19 protein-coding genes are annotated in these 17,266 nt (G+C 73.3%); 7 read left to right on the top strand and 12 right to left on the bottom strand.

Annotated elements, in window-relative coordinates; translation table 11 throughout:
* Positions 1 to 3 precede the first annotated feature (3 nt).
* Positions 4 to 816, bottom strand: coding sequence for an ABC transporter ATP-binding protein (locus tag G5V58_RS10540; protein WP_165232069.1), 813 nt, complete (start codon positions 814 to 816; stop codon positions 4 to 6).
* Positions 817 to 869: 53 nt separating this feature from the next.
* On the opposite strand from G5V58_RS10540, the gene G5V58_RS10535 reads away from it, so the two are divergent.
* Positions 870 to 1,619, top strand: a complete 750-nt coding sequence (locus G5V58_RS10535; protein WP_230487256.1) for a hypothetical protein — start codon at positions 870 to 872, stop codon at positions 1,617 to 1,619.
* A 3-nt stretch (positions 1,620 to 1,622) separates the two neighbouring features.
* Here G5V58_RS10535 and G5V58_RS10530 read toward each other — a convergent pair whose 3' ends face one another.
* A complete protein-coding gene (locus G5V58_RS10530; RefSeq protein WP_165232066.1) occupies positions 1,623 to 1,988 on the bottom strand; it encodes a VOC family protein in 366 nt (121 codons plus the stop codon).
* Positions 1,985 to 2,365 (bottom strand): nuclear transport factor 2 family protein, encoded by a 381-nt coding sequence (locus G5V58_RS10525; protein WP_165232063.1) that lies wholly within the window; start codon positions 2,363 to 2,365, stop codon positions 1,985 to 1,987. Before G5V58_RS10525 ends, G5V58_RS10530 begins: the two co-directional genes overlap by 4 nt.
* A 57-nt stretch (positions 2,366 to 2,422) precedes the next feature.
* Between G5V58_RS10525 and serB the strand changes: the two genes are divergently transcribed.
* On the top strand, positions 2,423 to 3,646 hold the full coding sequence (gene serB, locus G5V58_RS10520; protein WP_165232060.1) for a phosphoserine phosphatase SerB: 1,224 nt from the start codon (positions 2,423 to 2,425) through the stop codon (positions 3,644 to 3,646).
* Between the two features lie 73 nt (positions 3,647 to 3,719).
* Here serB and G5V58_RS10515 read toward each other — a convergent pair whose 3' ends face one another.
* A complete protein-coding gene (locus G5V58_RS10515; RefSeq protein WP_165232057.1) occupies positions 3,720 to 3,932 on the bottom strand; it encodes a DUF1990 family protein in 213 nt (70 codons plus the stop codon).
* A gap of 173 nt (positions 3,933 to 4,105) precedes the next feature.
* On the bottom strand, positions 4,106 to 4,612 hold the full coding sequence (gene sixA / locus G5V58_RS10510; RefSeq protein WP_165232054.1) for a phosphohistidine phosphatase SixA: 507 nt from the start codon (positions 4,610 to 4,612) through the stop codon (positions 4,106 to 4,108).
* A 50-nt stretch (positions 4,613 to 4,662) separates the two neighbouring features.
* Here sixA and G5V58_RS10505 point away from each other — a divergent pair, with 50 nt between their 5' ends.
* Together G5V58_RS10505 and cphA are read left to right on the top strand one after the other, a co-directional pair.
* Positions 4,663 to 5,652, top strand: a complete 990-nt coding sequence (locus tag G5V58_RS10505) for a cyanophycinase (RefSeq protein ID WP_230487255.1) — start codon at positions 4,663 to 4,665, stop codon at positions 5,650 to 5,652.
* On the top strand, positions 5,649 to 8,429 hold the full coding sequence (gene cphA, locus G5V58_RS10500) for a cyanophycin synthetase (RefSeq protein ID WP_165232052.1): 2,781 nt from the start codon (positions 5,649 to 5,651) through the stop codon (positions 8,427 to 8,429). The genes G5V58_RS10505 and cphA overlap by 4 nt, the downstream gene beginning before the upstream one ends.
* Here the strand turns inward: cphA and G5V58_RS10495 are convergent.
* The 4 genes from G5V58_RS10495 to G5V58_RS10480 are packed head-to-tail and all read right to left on the bottom strand — an operon-like array spanning position 8,396 to position 11,949.
* Complete coding sequence (locus G5V58_RS10495; RefSeq protein ID WP_230487254.1) at positions 8,396 to 10,135, bottom strand: Mur ligase family protein; 1,740 nt, start codon at positions 10,133 to 10,135, stop codon at positions 8,396 to 8,398. The genes cphA and G5V58_RS10495 overlap by 34 nt on opposite strands.
* 31 nt (positions 10,136 to 10,166) lie before the next feature.
* Positions 10,167 to 10,949, bottom strand: coding sequence for an enoyl-ACP reductase FabI (gene fabI, locus G5V58_RS10490; protein WP_165232048.1), 783 nt, complete (start codon positions 10,947 to 10,949; stop codon positions 10,167 to 10,169).
* 1 nt (position 10,950) lies between these two features.
* A complete protein-coding gene (gene fabG / locus G5V58_RS10485) occupies positions 10,951 to 11,676 on the bottom strand; it encodes a 3-oxoacyl-ACP reductase FabG (protein ID WP_165232045.1) in 726 nt (241 codons plus the stop codon).
* A gap of 57 nt (positions 11,677 to 11,733) precedes the next feature.
* Positions 11,734 to 11,949 (bottom strand): dodecin, encoded by a 216-nt coding sequence (locus G5V58_RS10480; protein WP_165232043.1) that lies wholly within the window; start codon positions 11,947 to 11,949, stop codon positions 11,734 to 11,736.
* A 57-nt stretch (positions 11,950 to 12,006) separates the two neighbouring features.
* Here G5V58_RS10480 and G5V58_RS10475 point away from each other — a divergent pair, with 57 nt between their 5' ends.
* Complete coding sequence (locus G5V58_RS10475; protein WP_165232040.1) at positions 12,007 to 12,321, top strand: DUF3099 domain-containing protein; 315 nt, start codon at positions 12,007 to 12,009, stop codon at positions 12,319 to 12,321.
* A gap of 159 nt (positions 12,322 to 12,480) precedes the next feature.
* Complete coding sequence (locus G5V58_RS10470; protein WP_165232037.1) at positions 12,481 to 12,687, top strand: acetone carboxylase; 207 nt, start codon at positions 12,481 to 12,483, stop codon at positions 12,685 to 12,687.
* 13 nt (positions 12,688 to 12,700) lie between these two features.
* Here the strand turns inward: G5V58_RS10470 and moaA are convergent, their stop codons facing one another.
* A complete protein-coding gene (gene moaA, locus G5V58_RS10465) occupies positions 12,701 to 13,693 on the bottom strand; it encodes a GTP 3',8-cyclase MoaA (RefSeq protein WP_456237803.1) in 993 nt (330 codons plus the stop codon).
* 67 nt (positions 13,694 to 13,760) lie between these two features.
* On the opposite strand from moaA, the gene G5V58_RS10460 reads away from it, so the two are divergent.
* A complete protein-coding gene (locus G5V58_RS10460; RefSeq protein WP_165232034.1) occupies positions 13,761 to 14,738 on the top strand; it encodes an SURF1 family cytochrome oxidase biogenesis protein in 978 nt (325 codons plus the stop codon).
* Here the strand turns inward: G5V58_RS10460 and G5V58_RS10455 are convergent.
* Positions 14,624 to 15,379, bottom strand: a complete 756-nt coding sequence (locus G5V58_RS10455; protein WP_165232031.1) for an SDR family oxidoreductase — start codon at positions 15,377 to 15,379, stop codon at positions 14,624 to 14,626. The two genes, G5V58_RS10460 and G5V58_RS10455, sit on opposite strands and share 115 nt — an antisense overlap.
* Positions 15,380 to 15,389: 10 nt before the next feature.
* Positions 15,390 to 17,264, bottom strand: coding sequence for an ABC transporter ATP-binding protein (locus tag G5V58_RS10450; RefSeq protein WP_165232028.1), 1,875 nt, complete (start codon positions 17,262 to 17,264; stop codon positions 15,390 to 15,392).
* Positions 17,265 to 17,266 lie beyond the last annotated feature (2 nt).

Genomic DNA, 17,266 nt, shown 5'->3' with positions numbered 1-17,266 from the left:
AACCTAGTCGACGCCACCCACGGGGGTGCGCCGTTGGCGCCGCCGCGCGTTCCACCGTCCGGCGACGTGCTGCAGGACCAGCGGCATGCCGAAGGTCTCGGACAGGTGCTCCTCGGTCAGCACGTGGTCGAGCAGCCCCGCGGCCACCACCCGGCCCTGCTTGAGCAGCAGCGCGTGGGTGAAGCCCGGCGGGATCTCCTCGACGTGGTGGCTGACCAGGACCGTGGCCGGGGAGTCGGCGTCGTGGGCCAGCACGCTGAGCGTGGACACCAGGTCCTCGCGGCCGCCGAGGTCGAGCCCCGCCGCCGGCTCGTCGAGGAGCAGCAGCTCGGGATCGGTCATCAGCGCTCGCGCGATCTGGACGCGCTTGCGCTCGCCCTCGCTGAGGGTGCCGAAGGTCCGGTCGGCCAGGTGCTTGACGCCGAGCTCCTCGAGCAGCTCGGCGGCCCGGGCGTGGTCCTGCTCGTCGTACTCCTCACGCCAGCGGCCGACCACGCCGTAGCCCGCGGACACCACGACGTCGCGCACCAGCTCGCCGCGCGGGACGCGCTCGGCCAGCGCCGCGCTGGTCAGGCCGATCCGCGGGCGCAGCTCGAACACGTCGACGGTCCCGAGCACCTCCTCGAGGATCCCGGCCACGCCGGTCGTCGGGTGCAGCTGGGCGCTCGCGACCTGCAGGAGCGTGGTCTTGCCGGCGCCGTTGGGGCCGAGGACCACCCAGCGCTCGTCCTCCTCGACGGTCCAGTCCACGCTGTCCAGGAGCGTGGCCCGGCCCTTGCGCACCGTGACCTCAGCGAACTCGAGGACGGCGGCCATGGCGGCCACCCTACTGACCCCGGCCAGGTCTCCCCGGCGTAGCCTCGCCGCCCGTGGACGACGTGCCCAGCCCGCTCCCGGCCGCCGTGCGGCTGGCCTGGTGGGGCACCGCCTGGCTGCGCGGCCACGTCGTCGCCGACCAGCTCATCGACGCCGTCGTCGACACCGACGCGGTGCACCTCCTGTCCTTCCCCGACGGCGCCGCCGAGCCGCTGGTGACCGGGCTGGGCGTGCTGCGCGGAGCCGGCGCGGACGCGTTCGGCGCCGCGCTGCCCGTCGAGGGCGACCCGGTCGGCCTCGGGGGGCCGCGGGCCTTCAACGACGCCGCCCTGGAGGCCGGTGAGGCGGTCGTGGCCCTGGACGCCGGTGGCTTCCCCGTGCAGGGGCTGGTGCCCGTGCGCGTGGGCGCGTCGGTGACCTGGACCGCCCTGGCCGCCCAGCGTCGACAGCTGCCCGACGTCGGCGACGCGGACCGGCTGCTGCGCGCCGAGCTCCCCGCCGCCGCCGACACCCTGGCCCGGCTCGAGGTCGCCCGCTGGCGGCCGGAGGTGGCCGACCGGCTGCTCAACCTGCGACACCGGGCGCGCGTGACGGCGCCGCCCGGCGTGCCGGCGCGGTGTGCGGAGCTGGCCGCACGAGCCCTGCAGGCGCTGGACATCGTCGAGCTGGCGCTGGACGACGACGGCGGCGCGATCACGGCGCACGAGGCCGAGTCCCGGCGCGGGGCCCTGGTGCCGCTCGGGCGCGCCGCGCGGGCGGCCCTCGTCGCCGCGGCGTCGCCCGAGGTGTGGCCACCCGCCTAGCCCCTAGCCGTCCGAGGGCTCGAAGACGCCGAGCACGTTGCCGGACGGGTCGCGGAAGTGCAAGCGCCTCCCTCCTGGGTAGTCGAACGGCCCCTCGACCACCTCACCGCCCCCGCCGCGGACGGCAGCCAGTGAGGCCTCGAGGTCGTCGCTGATCATGAGGACCAGCGGGCTCCCGCTCCCCCGCTGGTCGCCGGTGGTGATCCCACCGACCTCGCCGTCGCCGTCGGGCGCCCGGATGCCGGCGTAGGTCGGGCCGTAGTCGTTGAAGGCCCAGCCGAACACGTCGCCGTAGAACGCCTTGGCGGCCGCGACGTCGTCGACGTGGAGCTCGACGTAGTCGATCGAGTGGTGGGTGTGCCTGGTCATGCGCTTCCTCTCTCCTGGCTCCGCTGCGGGTGGGCGGCGACGGCCTCGCTCCAGACCTCGACCACGTCGCTCAGCCGGCCGGTGGCGTCGAGGCTGCCGAAGGTGGCGACGTGGAAGGTCGCCGCCTCGGCCTCGACGTGGGCGCGCAGCACGCCCCGGTCACCCGCGTCGACGACCTCGTCGCGGTGGAACGTCCACGGCCCGGGGTAGTCGCGGTTGAACGCGACGAACTGCTCCGCCCCGAAGCGCTCGCCGGTGTGCAGGAGCGTGACCGTCGCGTCGTCGGCCAGCAGCGCGCGCAGCCCGGGCCAGTCGTGACCGGCGATCGCGGCGGCGTACGCCTCGAGGGCGGCTCCGGCGCTCGGTGCGGTGTCCATCCCCCCACCCTGGACCCGACCACCGACAGTGCTCCCCCGGCGATAGCGTGGCGCGCGATGGACGACCACCGCGGGCCGAAGCCGGAGACGCTGCTCATCACGCTGACCGGCAAGGACCGTCCCGGCGTGACCTCGACGATCTTCGCCACGCTCTCCCGCGCCGGCGTCGAGGTCGTCGACATCGAGCAGATCGTGCTGCGCCGCCGACTGGTGCTCGGCGTACTCGTGACCGTGCCGCGGGACTGGAAGAAGCTGCGCGACGCCGTCGAGGCCACCGCCGCCGACCTGGACATGAACGTCGAGATCGACCGCGGCACCGGCGACAACCGGGTGCGCCGCGACGGGCGGTCCCACGTGACCGTCATCGGCTCGCCGCTCAAGGCCTCGGCCATGGCCGCCGTCGCGGGCCGGATCGCCGACACCGGGGCCAACATCGACCGGATCGAGCGGATGGCGCGCTATCCCGTCACCGCCATCGACCTGCACGTCTCTGGCCTCGACACCGAGGCGCTGCGCGGCATCCTGGCCGCCGAGGCCGCCGCGCAGGGCATCGACGTGGCCGTGCAGCCCGCCAACCTCCAGCGCCGCGGCATGCGCCTGATCGTCATGGACGTCGACTCCACGCTCATCCAGGGTGAGGTCATCGAGATGCTGGCCGAGCACGCCGGCTACCGCGCGGAGGTCGCCGAGGTCACCGAGCGCGCCATGCGCGGCGAGCTCGACTTCGAGCAGTCGCTGCGCGAGCGCGTCGCCCTCCTCGAGGGCGTGGACGAGTCGGCGTTCGACGCGGTGTACGACGGCATCGAGCTCGCCCCCGGCGCGCGCACCCTCGTCCGCATCCTGCGCCGCCTCGGCTACCGCTTCGCGCTCGTCTCCGGCGGCTTCAGCCAGATCACCGACCGCCTCGCCGCCGACCTCGGCATCCACTTCTCCCGCGCCAACCGGCTCGAGGTCGTCGACGGCAAGCTCACCGGCCGCATCCTCGGCGACGTCGTCGACCGCGCCGGCAAGGCCCGCGCGCTGCGCGAGTTCGCCGCCGAGCTAGGCCTCCCGGTCGGCGCCGTCATCGCCATCGGCGACGGCGCGAACGACCTCGACATGCTCAACGCCGCCGGCCTCGGCATCGCCTACAACGCCAAGCCGGTCGTGCAGGACGCCGCCGACACCGCCGTCAACGTGCCCTACCTCGACACGATCCTCTACCTGCTCGGCATCTCCCGCGAGGAGATCGAGGACGCCGACGCGGAGGAAGGCATCACGACACCGGCCCCGCCGGTGTGAACGGCCCTGCCCCCGGCGCGCCGAGCGTGCCGGTCGAGTCGAGTGCCTCCCTCCTCCGGAGGGCTGTCGACGCTCAGAGCTGTCCGGCGGCGCGGAGGTAGCGCTCGGTGACGAGGCGCTGCGCGAAGCGGCCGGCGGGGCCGCCGAGGCGGGCGTACCAGGTGCCGGGGCGGGAGATGGCGCGGACGTGGACCCAGGTTCCGTCGGCGTCGCGCTCGGCCAGGAAGGCCTCCTCGCCCACCTCCGGGTGGCCGGACAGGGTCCAGGCACTGCCGGTGCTCGGCAACGCTGAGCGGTCTCAGGCGGCCCGACCCGAGCGACACGGTCGGCGCGCCGGATGGCGCCGGGTGCCGCGATCCGGTGTGCGGAGTGCGTGCTGCGCGCGCAGCGCGCCGGGTCGTGGTGCCCGGCACCATCCGATGAGAGCGCGCCGAGCACGCCGTGCCGGAGGCGCGGCCATCAGGCTCGGTGGTACCCGATGACGCTGGCCGAGGCCTCGTCGAGGTCCGACCACTCGCCGTCGTACTCCAGCACCGCCACCGCACACGTGGGGAAGCCCAAGGTGAGCTCGTTGGCGGCCTCGTCGTCGCCGTTCCCGTCGTCCAGCAGGGCCGCGAGCGTGCCCATGGTCGGGTTGTGGCCGACGACCACCAGGGTGCGGACGTGGTCGTCGGCGGCGCGGAGCAGGTCGAGGGCGGTCTCGGTGCCGGCCTCGTAGAGCGAGTCCTCGGTGGTGGCCTCGAGGTCCCAGCCGGCGGCGTCGTTGACCGCTTCCCAGGTCTGCTGGGTGCGCACGGCGGCGGACACCAGGGCCTGGTCGGGCTCGACGCCGCGGGCGGCCAGCCACTCGCCGGCCTGGGCGGCGTCGACGAGGCCACGGTCGGTCAGCTGCCGGTCGAAGTCGCTCGCGCCGGACTGCTCGGCCTTGGCGTGGCGGATGATCACCAGGGTCCTGGGGTCGCTCACGGCCAGGAGTGTGCCACGGCCGTCTGAGCCTTGGCCCTAGGGTGAGCGGTGTGCCCTCCGGACCACTGATGATCATCGGCGGCGCTGAGGACAAGCTCCGCAAGCGTCGCGTGCTGAAGGAGTTCGTGGCCGCGGCGGGCGGGCCGGAGGCGCGGATCGCGGTGCTGCCGACGGCGTCGAGCCTGGGCGACGAGATCGTCGAGGTGTACGACGCGCTGTTCCGCGCGGAGGGCGCAGCGGAGGTGGTCGCCGTACGCCCCGAGAACCGCGACGAGGCCCACGACGCCGACCTCGTCGAGGAGCTCGGCAAGGCCACGGGCGTGTTCATGACCGGGGGCAACCAGCTCAAGCTCAGCGCGATCATCTGCGGTACGCCGGTCGGGGACGCGATCCTCGCGGCTCACCAGCGCGGCGCGGTCGTGGGCGGCACGTCGGCCGGCGCGTCCATCCAGTCCAGCCACATGATCGCCATGGGCGTGGGCGGCAGCACGCCCAAGCAGCGGATGACGCAGATGGCGGCGGGTCTGGGGCTGCTGCAGGGCGTGATCATCGACCAGCACTTCGAGCAGCGCAACCGCTACGGGCGCCTGCTCATGCTGGTCGCGCAGTCGCCGCAGCTGCTGGGCATCGGGGTCGACGAGGACACCGCGGCGGTGGTGACCGAGGACGTGCTCAGCGTGATCGGGCGCGGCGCGGTGACGATCCTGGACCCGAGCCGGATCACCACGAACGCCTTCGACGCCGGGCGCGCGGCGCCCCTGCTGGCCAGTGGGGTGGTCCTGCACGTGCTGCCGTCGGGAACCCGCTTCGACCTCACCACCCGCACGCTGCTGACGCCGGACCCCAGGGTCGACCCGCTGGAGGCCAAGGAGCTCGCCGAGGCCGGCCGCGACCTGAGCCAGATGGCCCGCGACATCGCCGCCGCCGACGCCTCCCCCGGCGCGCTGCGGCGCCGGCTGCGGCGCAAGCGCCGGCCACCGGAGGACGTCGAGTACGGCGAGTACGCAGAGCACGACCGACAGGACGGAGCCGACGCATGACCGAGCGACCCACCCCCGACCTCACCATCGTGGAGACCCGCGTCTACCGCGGCGCCAACGTGTGGTCCTACGAGCGGGCCATCCAGCTCGTGGTCGACCTCGGCTCGCTCGAGCGGTTCCCCACCAACACCATCCCCGGCTTCACCGACCACCTGCTCGAGATGCTGCCGGGGCTGCGCGAGCACTCGTGCTCGCGCGGCAAGCGCGGCGGCTTCGTGGAGCGGCTGCACGAGGGCACCTGGCTGGGCCACGTGGCCGAGCACTGCTCGCTCGCGCTGCAGCAGGTCGTCGGGCACGACGTACGGCGCGGCAAGACCCGCGGGGTCAAGGGCCAGCCCGGCCTCTACAACGTCATCTACGGCTACCAGGACGAGCAGGTCGGCCTGGCCGCCGGCCGGCTCGCCGTCCGCCTGGTCAACCACCTGGTGCAGGCCGACCCCGAGTTCGACTGGGACGCCGAGCTCGAGGCCTTCATAAAGCGCGCCCAGCGCACGGCGTTCGGCCCCTCGACCCAGGCGATCCTGGACGAGGCGGTCAGCCGCGACATCCCCTGGATCCGGCTCAACCAGTACTCCCTGGTCCAGCTCGGCCAGGGCGTCCACGCCAAGCGCATCCGCGCCACCATGACGTCGGCGACCAGCGCGATCGCGGTGGACATCGCCTCCGACAAGGACCTCACCACCACCCTGCTCGGCGCGGCCGGCCTGCCGGTGCCCAAGCAGGAGTCGGTGCGCACCGAGGACCAGGCCGTACGCGCGGCGAACCGGATCGGCTACCCCGTGGTGATCAAGCCGCTGGACGGCAACCACGGCCGCGGGGTGATGCTGGACCTGCAGGACGAGGCCGAGGTGCGCGAGGCGTTCCCGGTGGCGCAGGGAGAGTCGCGCCGCGGCGTGCTGGTGGTCGAGTCGTTCATCACCGGCAAGGACTACCGCTGCCTCATCATCGACGGGCGGGTCGCCGCGATCGCCGAGCGGGTGCCCGCGTCGGTGACCGGCGACGGCACCTCGACCATCGAGCAGCTCGTCGACACCGCGAACGCCGACCCGCGCCGCGGCGTGGGCCACGAGAAGGTGCTGACCCGCATCGCGGTCAACGACGCCGCGGTCGAGCTGGTCCGCGAGCAGGGCTTCGAGATGACCGACGTCCCGCCCGAGGGCCAGATGGTCAAGCTCGCGCTCACGGGCAACATGTCGACCGGCGGCATCTCCATCGACCGCACCTTCGAGGCCCACCCCGAGAACGTCGAGATCGCCGAGGAGGCCGCCCGCATGGTCGGCCTGGACATCGCCGGCATCGACTTCATCTGTCCTGACATCACCGAGCCGGTCCGCGAGACCGGCGGCGCGATCTGCGAGGTGAACGCCGCGCCGGGCTTCCGCATGCACACCCACCCGACCATCGGCGAGCCGCAGTTCATCGCCAAGCCGGTCGTCGACATGCTGTTCCCGCCGGGCTCGCAGTCGCGGATCCCGATCGTGGCCGTCACCGGCACCAACGGCAAGACGACGACCAGCCGGATGATCAGCCACATCTTCAAGGGCATGGGCCGCAAGGTCGGCATGACCTCGACCGACGGCGTCGTCATCGACGAGCGCCTGGTCATCCGGGCCGACTCCTCCGGTCCCCGCTCCGCGCGGATGGTCCTGCAGAACCCCCGCGTCGACTTCGCGGTCTTCGAGGTCGCCCGCGGCGGCATCCTGCGCGAGGGCCTGGGCTACGAGCGCAACGACGTCGCCGTCGTGCTCAACGTCCAGCCCGACCACCTGGGGCTGCGCGGCATCGACACCGTCGAGCAGCTCGCCGACGTCAAGGCCGTGATCGTCGAGGCGGTGCCGCGCGACGGCCACGCGGTGCTCAACGCCGACGACCCGCTCGTGCGCGAGATGCGGCGGCGCTGCTCGGGCCAGGTCGTGTGGTTCTCCATGGAGGAGCCCGGCACCGAGACCCGCGACATGATCGACGCGCACTGCCGCCGCGGGGGCAAGGCGCTCGTGCTCAACCCGTCGGAGCGCGGCGAGATGATCGTGGTCAAGCACGGTCCGCGCGAGATGCAGCTGGCCTGGACCCACCTGCTGCCGGCGACGTTCAGCGGCCGGGCCCGGATGAACGTCCAGAACGCCCTCGCGGCGGCCGCGGCGGCGTTCGCGGCCGGGGCGCCCCTGCACGACATCCGCCAGGGCCTGCGGTCGTTCTCGACCAACTACTACCTCGCACCGGGCCGCCTCAACGAGGTCGAGGTGAACGGCGTCAACGTCATCGTCGACTACTGCCACAACGCGCCCGGCATGGTCGCGCTCGGCGACTTCGTGGACCGGCTCGGCGACTCGCTGGAGACCTCGCACGAGCTGGCCCGGCCCTCGCGCATCGGCATCGTCGCCACCGCGGGCGACCGCCGCGACCAGGACATGGTGGACCTCGGGCTCGAGGCGGCCAAGCATTTCGACGTGGTCATCGTCCGCGAGGACGCCCACTCCCGCGGCCGCGCCCGCGGCGAGGTGGCCGGGCTCATCTCCGAGGGTGTGCAGAAGTCCATGGCTGACGGCGCGCGCTGCAAGCAGGTCGAGGAGGCGCTCGACGAGATCGACGCCGTGCGCCACGCCATGAGCCGGGCCAACGCGGGCGACCTGCTGGTCATCTGCGTCGACAAGCACGCCGCGGTCATGACCGAGCTGGAGAACTGGAGCCCGCAGGCCCAGGCCGGCGCCGGCGTCAGCCCCGACAACCCGGCCGCCGACCCGGACTACGTGCCGGCGGAGGCCGCCCCCGAGTCCTGAGCCCGGGCGGCCCGGACCTTCTCGCGCAGGACGTCCGGGCTGTCCACGGTCGCGCCGTGCTCCTCGAGCCAGGCGAAGACCGCGTGGTGCTCGGCGTGCGTCATCAGCGCGATCACGTCGCCGGGCAGGGACTGGCCGACCAGGGCGGCCAGGCAGTCCACCTCGGTGGGGTACGCCGGCACGTCGGTCACGCCGACGCGGGCGGCCCCGGCGCGCAGCAGCTCCTCGAGCTCCTCCTCGGTGCGGCCGCGGAGGTACTTCTTCTTGTGCCCGATGGCCACGACGTCAGCCGCGCGGGCGCCGATCTCGCCGAGGGCCTCGGTCAGCTCCTCGGTCCGGTCGCCCACCGCGCCGAGGCCGAGCAACAGGCGCCCGCCCGGTGCCCGCAGCCCGGCCGCCACCTCGGTGAGCGACTCCAGGCTGGCCTCGTTGTGGGCGTTGTCGATGATCACCGTCGCCGCGCCGCCGGTGCGCGGCACCGAGAAGATGTTCAGCCGGCCCCAGTTGTGCTCCGGGCCGGGCTCGAAGGTCCGGAGCCCCTCGACCACCCGGTCGCGCGGGATGCCGACGGCCAGCGCGGCCGAGGCGGCGGCCAAGGCGTTCTCGACGTTGAACCGGGACAGCCCGGACAGGGTCATCGGCACGTCCACGAGCTCCACGAGCGGGTCGGGATCGGCGTTCGGCGCGAGCACCGAGATCCAGCCGTCGATGACCGTTGTCGCCCGACCGCCGTCGTCGAGCACCACCCGGATCGCCGGCGCGTCCGGGTCGCGCGAGAAGACCCACGGCTGCGCCTTGATCACCGCGCGCATGGCCAGCACCCGTGGGTCGTCGCCGTTCAGCACCGCCCAGCCGCTCCTGCGGGTGATCTTGGGGACCACGCTCTTGACCTCGGCGAGCTGCTCGAGGGTGTCGATGCCGTGCAGCCCCAGGTGGTCGGCGGTGACGTTGGTGACCACCGAGACGTCGTTGCGGGCCACCCCGATGCCCTTGAGCAGGATGCCGCCACGGGCGGTCTCGGTCACCGCGAGCTGCACGCCCGGCTGGGCCAGGACCCGGCCGGCGCCCGAGGGACCGGAGTAGTCGCCGGCCTCGACCAGCTCGCCGTCGACGTAGATCCCGTCGGTGCTCGACCAGCCCACGTGCCGGCCGTCGGCCCGGGCGATGTGGGCGATCATGCGCGAGGTGGTGGTCTTGCCGTTGGTGCCGGTCACCGCCACCACCGGGATCCGCGGGGTCAGGGTGTGCGGCTTGGCGCCCGGCTCGGCGGCGGCCACGCGAGCCGCCACCTCGTCGACGACCCGGTCGGTGTCCCCACCGGGGATGGCGTCGAGGACCTCCGCGATCGCCGTACCCATGACCTGGGCGCGGTTGCGGTGCACCCAGGGGTAGGCCACCACGATCCGGTGCGGGTCGCTGGTCGGCCGGACCCGGACGGCGAGGCGGGTCGCGCCCGACTCGGCGGTGATCGCGCGCACCAGCCGGCCCACCGCTCGCAGCGCGAACCGCTGGCGGAACCCCGAGTCCGGTGCCCCCGGCCGCGCGTTGCGCAGCCCGATCCGGGCCGCGAACCGGCGCGCGGTGTCCTCCGGCACGGCGGCCAGCCCGCTGATGTCGAGCGTCAGCTTGATCGCGGCGCGCGGGAAGTAGAGGTTCGGCCCCTCCAGCACCCGCAGCTCGACCAGGGACCCGGGTGCGTCTGCCACGCGGGGGACGTTACCCAAGTCTCGCGGTGGCTCAGGCACCCATCGCGTGGAAGCCGCCGTCGACGTGGATGATCTCTCCGGTCGTGGCCGGGAACAGGTCCGAGAGCAGGGCGCCGATGGCCTTGGCGGTCGGCTCCAGGTCGGTGTTGTCCCAGCCCAGCGGCGCGCGCGAGCCCCACATGTCCTCGAGGTCGCTGAAGCCCGGGATGGCCTTGGCCGCCAGCGAGCGCAGCGGCCCGGCGGAGACCAGGTTGACCCGGATCCCCTCGGGCCCCAGGTCGCGGGCCAGGTAGCGCGAGGTCGACTCGAGCCCGGCCTTGGCCACACCCATCCAGTCGTACGCCGGCCACGCGACGGTCGCGTCGAAGGTGAGGCCCACGATCGAGGCGCCGGAGGACAGCAGCGGCCGGCAGGCCTGGGTCAGCGACATGAGCGAGTAGGCCGAGACCTGGAAGGACTGCGCGACGTCCTCCCACGGCCCGCCCAGGAACTTGCCGCCCAGCAGCGTCTCCGGGTTGCCGTAGGCGATCGAGTGCAGCACGCCGTCCAGGCTGGCCCCCTCGCCCAGGTGCTCGCGCACCTGGTCGGCCAGCCCGTCCAGGTGCGCCTGGTCGGTCACGTCCAGCTCGAGCACGGGCGGCTCGGTCGGCAGCCGCTTGGCGATGCGCCGGGTGATGCCCAGCGCACGGCCGAAGTTGGAGATCAGCACGGTCGCGCCCTGCTCCTGCGCGAACTTCGCCGCCGCGAACGCGATCGAGCTGTCCATGGTCACGCCCGTGACCAGGATCCGCTTGCCGTCGAGGATGCCGCTCATCTCAGTGCCCCATTCCGAGTCCACCGTCGACCGGGACGACCGCCCCGGTGACGTACGCCGCGCCGTCGCTCGCCAGCCAGGTCACCGCGGAGGCGACCTCCTGCGGCGAGGCGTACCGCTGGAGCGGCACGCTGGCCTTGATCGCCGCCTGCTGCTCGTCGGTGAGCTCGGCGGTCATGTCGGTCTCCACGAAGCCCGGCGCGACGACGTTCGCCGTGATCGAGCGTGAGCCCAGCTCCCGCGCGATCGAGCGCGCCATGCCCACCAGGCCCGCCTTGCTGGCCGCGTAGTTGACCTGGCCGGGGTTGCCCAGCAGCCCGACCACGGAGGAGATGAAGACGATGCGCCCGCGCCGCAGCCGCAGCATGCCCTTGGAGGCCCGCTTGGCCAGCCGGTACGACGCGGTGAGGTTGGTGTCGATCACCGTGGACCAGTCGTCCTCGGACATCCGCAGCAGCAGGGTGTCCTTGGTGATCCCGGCGTTGGCCACCAGGACCTCGACCGGTCCGTGCGCCTCCTCGGCGGCCGCGAACGCCGCCTCGACCTGCGCGGGGTCGGTGATGTCGCAGGTCAGGTCCAGCGCACCCGCCGGGGCGCCGCCGCCACGACTGGTCACCGCGACCCGGTCGCCCTGGGCCACGAAGGCCTCGGCGATGGCTCGTCCGATCCCCCGGCTGCCGCCGGTGACCAGCACCGACCGGGCCTGCGGCTCACTCTCCTGCGTCACCCGCTCGACGCTAGTGCTTACCGCGGGGTAGGCGGAAACGGGCCCGCCGTGGTGCGGCTACTCCTCGTCCTCGAGGCGGAAGCCGACCTTGAGCCCGACCTGGAAGTGCTCGACCGTGCCGTCCTTGATCTGGCCGCGGACCTCGGTCACCTCGAACCAGTCGCAGTGCCGCAACGTCTGGCTGGCGCGCTCGACGGCGTTGCGGATGGCGGGCTCGATCCCGTCCGGGGAGGTCCCGACGATCTCGGTGACGCGGTACGTGCGGTTCGTCATGTGAGGCCTCCTGCTGGCGCGCGTGGGATCCGGACTCTACCGACGTAGGCTTCAGACATGGCCCGGGAGCGCAGTCGTGAGCCCGAGGCGGTGCGGATCACCTCCGCGGCGTCCAGTCGAAACGACGACATCCGCACGCGTCAGCGCCGCTACCTCATCTCCATGATGCTGCGCACCGTGTGCTTCATCGGGATGATCCTCGCCTCGCTGGCCGGCATCCACTGGCTGTGGCCGATCTTCCTGGTCGGCGCGATCGTGCTGCCGTACGTCGCGGTGGTGATGGCCAACGCGACCACCTCGCGCAGCGACGGCTTCGACCTGCTCGACGGCGGTCCGGCGCGGCCCCAGCTGGGCCCCGGTCCGGGCCGTTGACGAACCTGCGGTCTGTACGTGTTTGAAACTGCGCGAAGAAGTGCCATGCTTGCAGTGCCGCCGGGTTCGCTCGGCGGTGTGGTGCCGGACAGCTCTCCCCGTGGTTGGCCGGCACCACTTTTTCACATTTGTGCCCCTTCCGGCTCGCAGCGGGCGCGCATGAGTGACGTCTGCTCCGCCAAGGGATGTCAGCAGCCCGCCGTCTGGGCGCTGCGCTGGAACAACCCCAAGATCCACACCCCGGAGCGCCGCAAGGTCTGGCTGGCGTGCGTGGACCACCGGGAGTCGCTGGGCGACTTCCTGGGCGCGCGCGGGTTCCTGCGCGAGGCCGTCGAGCACGTCGAAGGTGCCGACGAGTCGGTCTGAGCGACCGGACGGCTCAGCCGCCGATGGCCGACATCGGCCGGTCCGGCTGCAGGAACGTCGGGTCGTCGATGCCGTGGCCGGGCAGCTTGGTGGCCATCGCGGCCAGCCAGCGCTCGGCCAGCTCCGCGTCGGAGGCACCGGCCCGCAGCGCGGAGCGCAGGTCGGACTCCTCGCGGGCGAACAGGCAGTTGCGGATCTGGCCGTCGGCGGTGAGCCGGACCCGGTCGCAGGCGCCGCAGAACGGGCGCGTGACCGACGCGATGACCCCGACCGTGCCCGGGCCGCCGTCGACCAGGAAGCGCTCGGCAGGCGCGCTCCCCCGCGGCTCCTCGGCCGGCACCAGCACGAACCGCTCCTCCAGCGCCGCCAGGATCTCGTCGGCGGTCACCATCTCCTCGCGCGACCAGCCGTGCTGGGCGTCGAGGGGCATCTGCTCGATGAAGCGCAGCTCGTAGCCGCGCTCCAAGCACCAGGCGAGCAGCTCGGGCGCCTGGTCGTCGTTCACACCGCGCAGCAGGACCGCGTTGACCTTGACCGGTCCGAGCCCGGCGGCCTGGGCCGCCTCGAGCCCGGCGGCGACGTCGTGGAACCGGTCGCGGCGGGTGATCGCGTGGAAGGTCTCGGGACGCACCGTGTCCAGGCTGACGTTGACCCGATCGAGGCCGGCCTCGGCCAGCGCGGTGGCGGTGCGGGCCAGGCCCAGCGCGTTGGTCGTCACCGAGGTCTCGGGCCGGGGCTCGAGGGCCGCCGTGCGCCGCACGATGTCGACCAGACCCCGGCGCACCATCGGCTCACCCCCGGTGAAGCGGACCTCACGGACCCCGAGCCGCTCCACGGCCACGCCGATCAGGCGCACGACCTCGTCGTCGCTCAGTTGCGAGTCCAGGGGCATCCAGTCCAGGCCCTCGGCGGGCATGCAGTAGGTGCAGCGCAGGTTGCAGCGGTCGGTCAGGCTGACGCGCAGGTCCGTGGCGACCCGGCCGAAGGCGTCAGTGAGCGGTTGCACACGTCCGATCCTACGGTTCAGGCGGTTGGCCCGCGGCTGGGCGTGTCGGCCTGGGTAGCGTGGCGTGGTGCGATCGTTGCGGTTCCTGCTCAGTAGGCGCTGGATCCTGTTCGCGCTGGTCGTCGTGATGCTGACGTACGCCGCGTGGTGGCTGGGCGGGTGGCAGTTCCGCCGGCTCGACGACCGCAAGGCCAGCAACGAGATCGTGCGCACCAACGAGCACCGCCAGGTCACGCCCGTGGGCGAGGTGCTGACGCCCGACGGCGACCCGACCGACGCCGACGAGTGGCGGGTGGTGAGCGCGAGCGGCACCTACGACGCGGACTCCACCGTGCTGGTCCGCTACCGCACCCGCGACGGCGCCCAGGGGGTGGACGTGGTGGTGCCCCTGGTGACGGCGGACGGCACGGCCCTGCTGGTCGACCGTGGCTGGCTGGAGACCGACCCGAGCGGCGCGGACGCCGACGTCCCAGCGCCCCCGTCGGGCGAGGTGGAGGTGACCGGCTACGTGCGCGCCAACGGCACCGGCGACAGCACGCGCGTCGACGACCTGTCCACCCGGGCGATCAGCAGCGACGCGATCGGGCCGGCCATCGGGCGCCCGGTGTACGGCGGCTTCGTGGAGCTGCGCTCGGAGGACCCCGAGCCGGCCACCAGCCTGGAGGCGGTCGAGCTGCCCGAGCTGAACAACGGCCCGCACTTCTTCTACGGCCTGCAGTGGTGGTTCTTCGGGCTGCTGGCGGTCTTCGGCTTCTTCTACCTGCTCGTCGACGAGTGGCGCAACGGGCCGGCGTCCGAGCGCCCCCCGGTGCGGAGGAAGGACAAGGCGCCGAGGCCGAAGTCGCGGGCCCGGCTGCAGGCCGACGCGGCCCGGCGCCAGATCGAGGCCGAGAAGGCGGCCAAGAAGGCGGCCCAGGGCCGGCCGGTCGATCAGAGCGCCCGCAGCGCCCCACCGTCGACGGGCAGCATGGCGCCGGACACGAACGACGCCGCCGGCGAGAGCAGGAAGGCCGCCGCCCGGCCGAACTCCTCCGGCTCGCCCTGACGGCGCAGCGGGATCGCGGCCGCCGCCTCGCGGCGGGCCCGCTCGGGGTCGCCGCTCGCGGCGTCCAGCTCGTCGAGCCGCTCGGTGGCCACCCGGCCCGGCAGCAGCCCGTTGACGCGGACGCCCTGCGGACCGAGCTCGTCGGCCAGTGCCTTGGCCACCATGGCCAGCCCCGGCCGCAGGCCGTTGGAGATGGCCAACCCGGCGATCGGGCTGCGCACGCTGGACGACAGCACGAAGGCGATCGAGCCGCCGTCGCCGAGGCGGGCCGCGACCTCGCGGGCCACCCGGACGGCGCCGAGGAACACCGCCTCGAAGGACGCCGTCCACTGCTCGTCGGTGATGGCGGTGACCGCCCCGGGCGGCGGTCCGCCCACGCTGATGAGCGCGCCGTCCAGGCGGCCCCAGGCGCTGAGCGCCGCGTCGACCACGCGCCCGGGCGTGCCGGCGTCGGCGTTGTCGGCGACCACGGCCACGGCGCGCTCCCCCAGCTCGCCGACGGCCGCGTCCAGGCTCTCCTGGGACCGACCGGAGAGGACGACACGGGCCCCCTCGGCCACGAGCACCTCGGCCGTGGCCCGGCCCAGGCCCCGGGCGCCCCCGGTCACGACGTACACGCGGTCGGTCAGTCCGAGGTCCATGCGGGCGAGCCTAGGCGGGGACGTCCTCGACGAGCTGGGTGCGGTAGAGGTCGGCGTAGAGGCCGCCGGCGCGCAGGAGCTGGATGTGCGTGCCGGACTGGACGATCCGGCCGCCGTCGACGACCAGGATGAGGTCGGCGCCGCGCACGGTGGAGAGCCGGTGGGCGATGACCAGGCTGGTGCGGCCCTCGAGCGCGGCGTCCAGGGCGCGCTGCACGGCGGCCTCGGACTCGGAGTCGAGGTGGGCGGTGGCCTCGTCGAGGACCACGATCGCCGGCGACTTGAGCAGCAGCCGGGCGATGGCCAGCCGCTGGCGCTCGCCGCCGGACAGGCGGTAGCCGCGGTCGCCGACCACGGTGTCGAGGCCGTCGGGCAGGCCGCGGATCAGCGTGGCGATCTGGGCGGCCTCGAGCGCGCGCCAGACCGCGTCGTCGGTGGCGCCGGGGGCGGCGTACTGCAGGTTGGCCCGGATGGTGTCGTGGAACATGTGGGCGTCCTGGGTGACGTAGCCGACCGCGTCCTCCAGGGACTCCAGGGTCACGTCGCGGACGTCCTCGCCGCCCACCCGGACCGCGCCGCCGTCGACGTCGTAGAGCCGGGCCACCAGGTGGGTGATCGTGGTCTTGCCGGCGCCGGACGGACCGACGAGCGCCACCATCTGGCCGGGGTGGGCGGTGAAGGTGACGTCGTGGAGGACCTGCACGTGGTCACGCGACTCCACGCGGGCCACGGCCTCCAGGCTGGCCAGGCTGACGTCGTCGGCCTTGGGGTAGGTGAAGGAGACCGCGTCGAACTCCACCCTGGCCGCGCTGCGGGGCAGCACGACGGCGTCGGGCCGCTCCTGGACCAGGCTGGGCAGGTCGAGGACCTCGAAGACCCGCTCGAAGCTGACCAGCGCGGTCATCACGTCGATGCGCACGTTGGACAGGCCCTGCAGCGGCCCGAGCAGGCGCAGCAGCAGCGTGGCCAGGGCCAGCAGGGTGCCGACGGTGAGGGTGCGGTCGATGGCCAGGTTCCCGCCGACGCCGTAGACCAGGGCCGTGGCCAGCGCCGGGACCGCCATCATGCTGGCCCCGAAGATCCGGGTGGTGAGCGCGATCTTGATCCCGAGGTCGCGGACCACGGCGGCCTTGTCGGCGAAGAGCGCGTCCTCCTCGGACCGGCGGCCGAACAGCTTGAGCAGCATCGCGCCGCCCACGTTGAAGCGCTCGGTCATCACGTTGCCGAGATCGGCGTTGCCGTCCATCTGGCGGCGGGTGAGCCCGGCCAGCCGGCCGCTGACGTAGCGGCTGATGAGGAACAGCACCGGGAACATGGCCAGGCACAGCAGCGTCACCTGCCAGCTGAGCGCCACCATGGTCACCCCGACCACGACCACCGCGATGGTGTTGGCGACCGTGCTGGACAGGGTGCTGGTGAAGGCGCGCTGGGCGCCGATGACGTCGTTGTTGAGCCGGCTCACCAGCGCACCGGTCTGGGTGCGGGTGAAGAAGGCCAGGCTCTGGCGCTGGACGTGGCCGAACACCTGGGTGCGCAGGTCGAAGATGAGGCCCTCGCCGATCCGGCTGGACAGCCAGCCCGACAGCACGCTGAGCACGCCGCTGAACACCGCCACCCCGGCCATCGCGAGCGCCAGCGTGACGACCAGGCCCCGGTCGCCGGCCAGGATGCCGTCGTCGACGATCTTCTGCACCAGCAGCGGCGTGACCACGACCATGGCCGCGTCGATGACGGTGAGGGTCAAGAAGACGCTGATGAGCCGCCGGTGCGGGCCGGCGAAGCGCAGGATCCGGCCGACCGTACGGCGGTCGACGCGGTTGTTGACGACGCTGCGGTCCGATCGGAGGTGGCGCCACGCCGCCCCCGGACCCGGTCCGCCCGCCATCG

This window comes from Nocardioides anomalus (assembly GCF_011046535.1).
GTDB classification, from domain to species: domain Bacteria; phylum Actinomycetota; class Actinomycetes; order Propionibacteriales; family Nocardioidaceae; genus Nocardioides; species Nocardioides anomalus.
The sequence above is the reverse complement of the archived record's forward strand: the minus strand, read 5'-3'. Positions and strand labels throughout refer to the sequence as shown.

Bases quoted from the DNA above. Each gene is read 5' to 3' on its own strand.
- G5V58_RS10450 (WP_165232028.1), bottom strand. From the start codon at position 17,264: ATGGCGGGCGGACCGGGTCCGGGGGCGGCGTGGCGCCACCTCCGATCG.
- G5V58_RS10470 (WP_165232037.1), top strand. From the start codon at position 12,481: ATGAGTGACGTCTGCTCCGCCAAGGGATGTCAGCAGCCCGCCGTCTGG.
- fabI (WP_165232048.1), bottom strand. From the start codon at position 10,949: ATGAGCGGCATCCTCGACGGCAAGCGGATCCTGGTCACGGGCGTGACC.
- G5V58_RS10480 (WP_165232043.1), bottom strand. From the start codon at position 11,949: ATGACGAACCGCACGTACCGCGTCACCGAGATCGTCGGGACCTCCCCG.
- G5V58_RS10525 (WP_165232063.1), bottom strand. From the start codon at position 2,365: ATGGACACCGCACCGAGCGCCGGAGCCGCCCTCGAGGCGTACGCCGCC.
- cphA (WP_165232052.1), top strand. From the start codon at position 5,649: ATGACCGAGCGACCCACCCCCGACCTCACCATCGTGGAGACCCGCGTC.
- G5V58_RS10475 (WP_165232040.1), top strand. From the start codon at position 12,007: ATGGCCCGGGAGCGCAGTCGTGAGCCCGAGGCGGTGCGGATCACCTCC.
- G5V58_RS10540 (WP_165232069.1), bottom strand. From the start codon at position 816: ATGGCCGCCGTCCTCGAGTTCGCTGAGGTCACGGTGCGCAAGGGCCGG.
- G5V58_RS10455 (WP_165232031.1), bottom strand. From the start codon at position 15,379: ATGGACCTCGGACTGACCGACCGCGTGTACGTCGTGACCGGGGGCGCC.
- G5V58_RS10530 (WP_165232066.1), bottom strand. From the start codon at position 1,988: ATGACCAGGCACACCCACCACTCGATCGACTACGTCGAGCTCCACGTC.
- serB (WP_165232060.1), top strand. From the start codon at position 2,423: ATGGACGACCACCGCGGGCCGAAGCCGGAGACGCTGCTCATCACGCTG.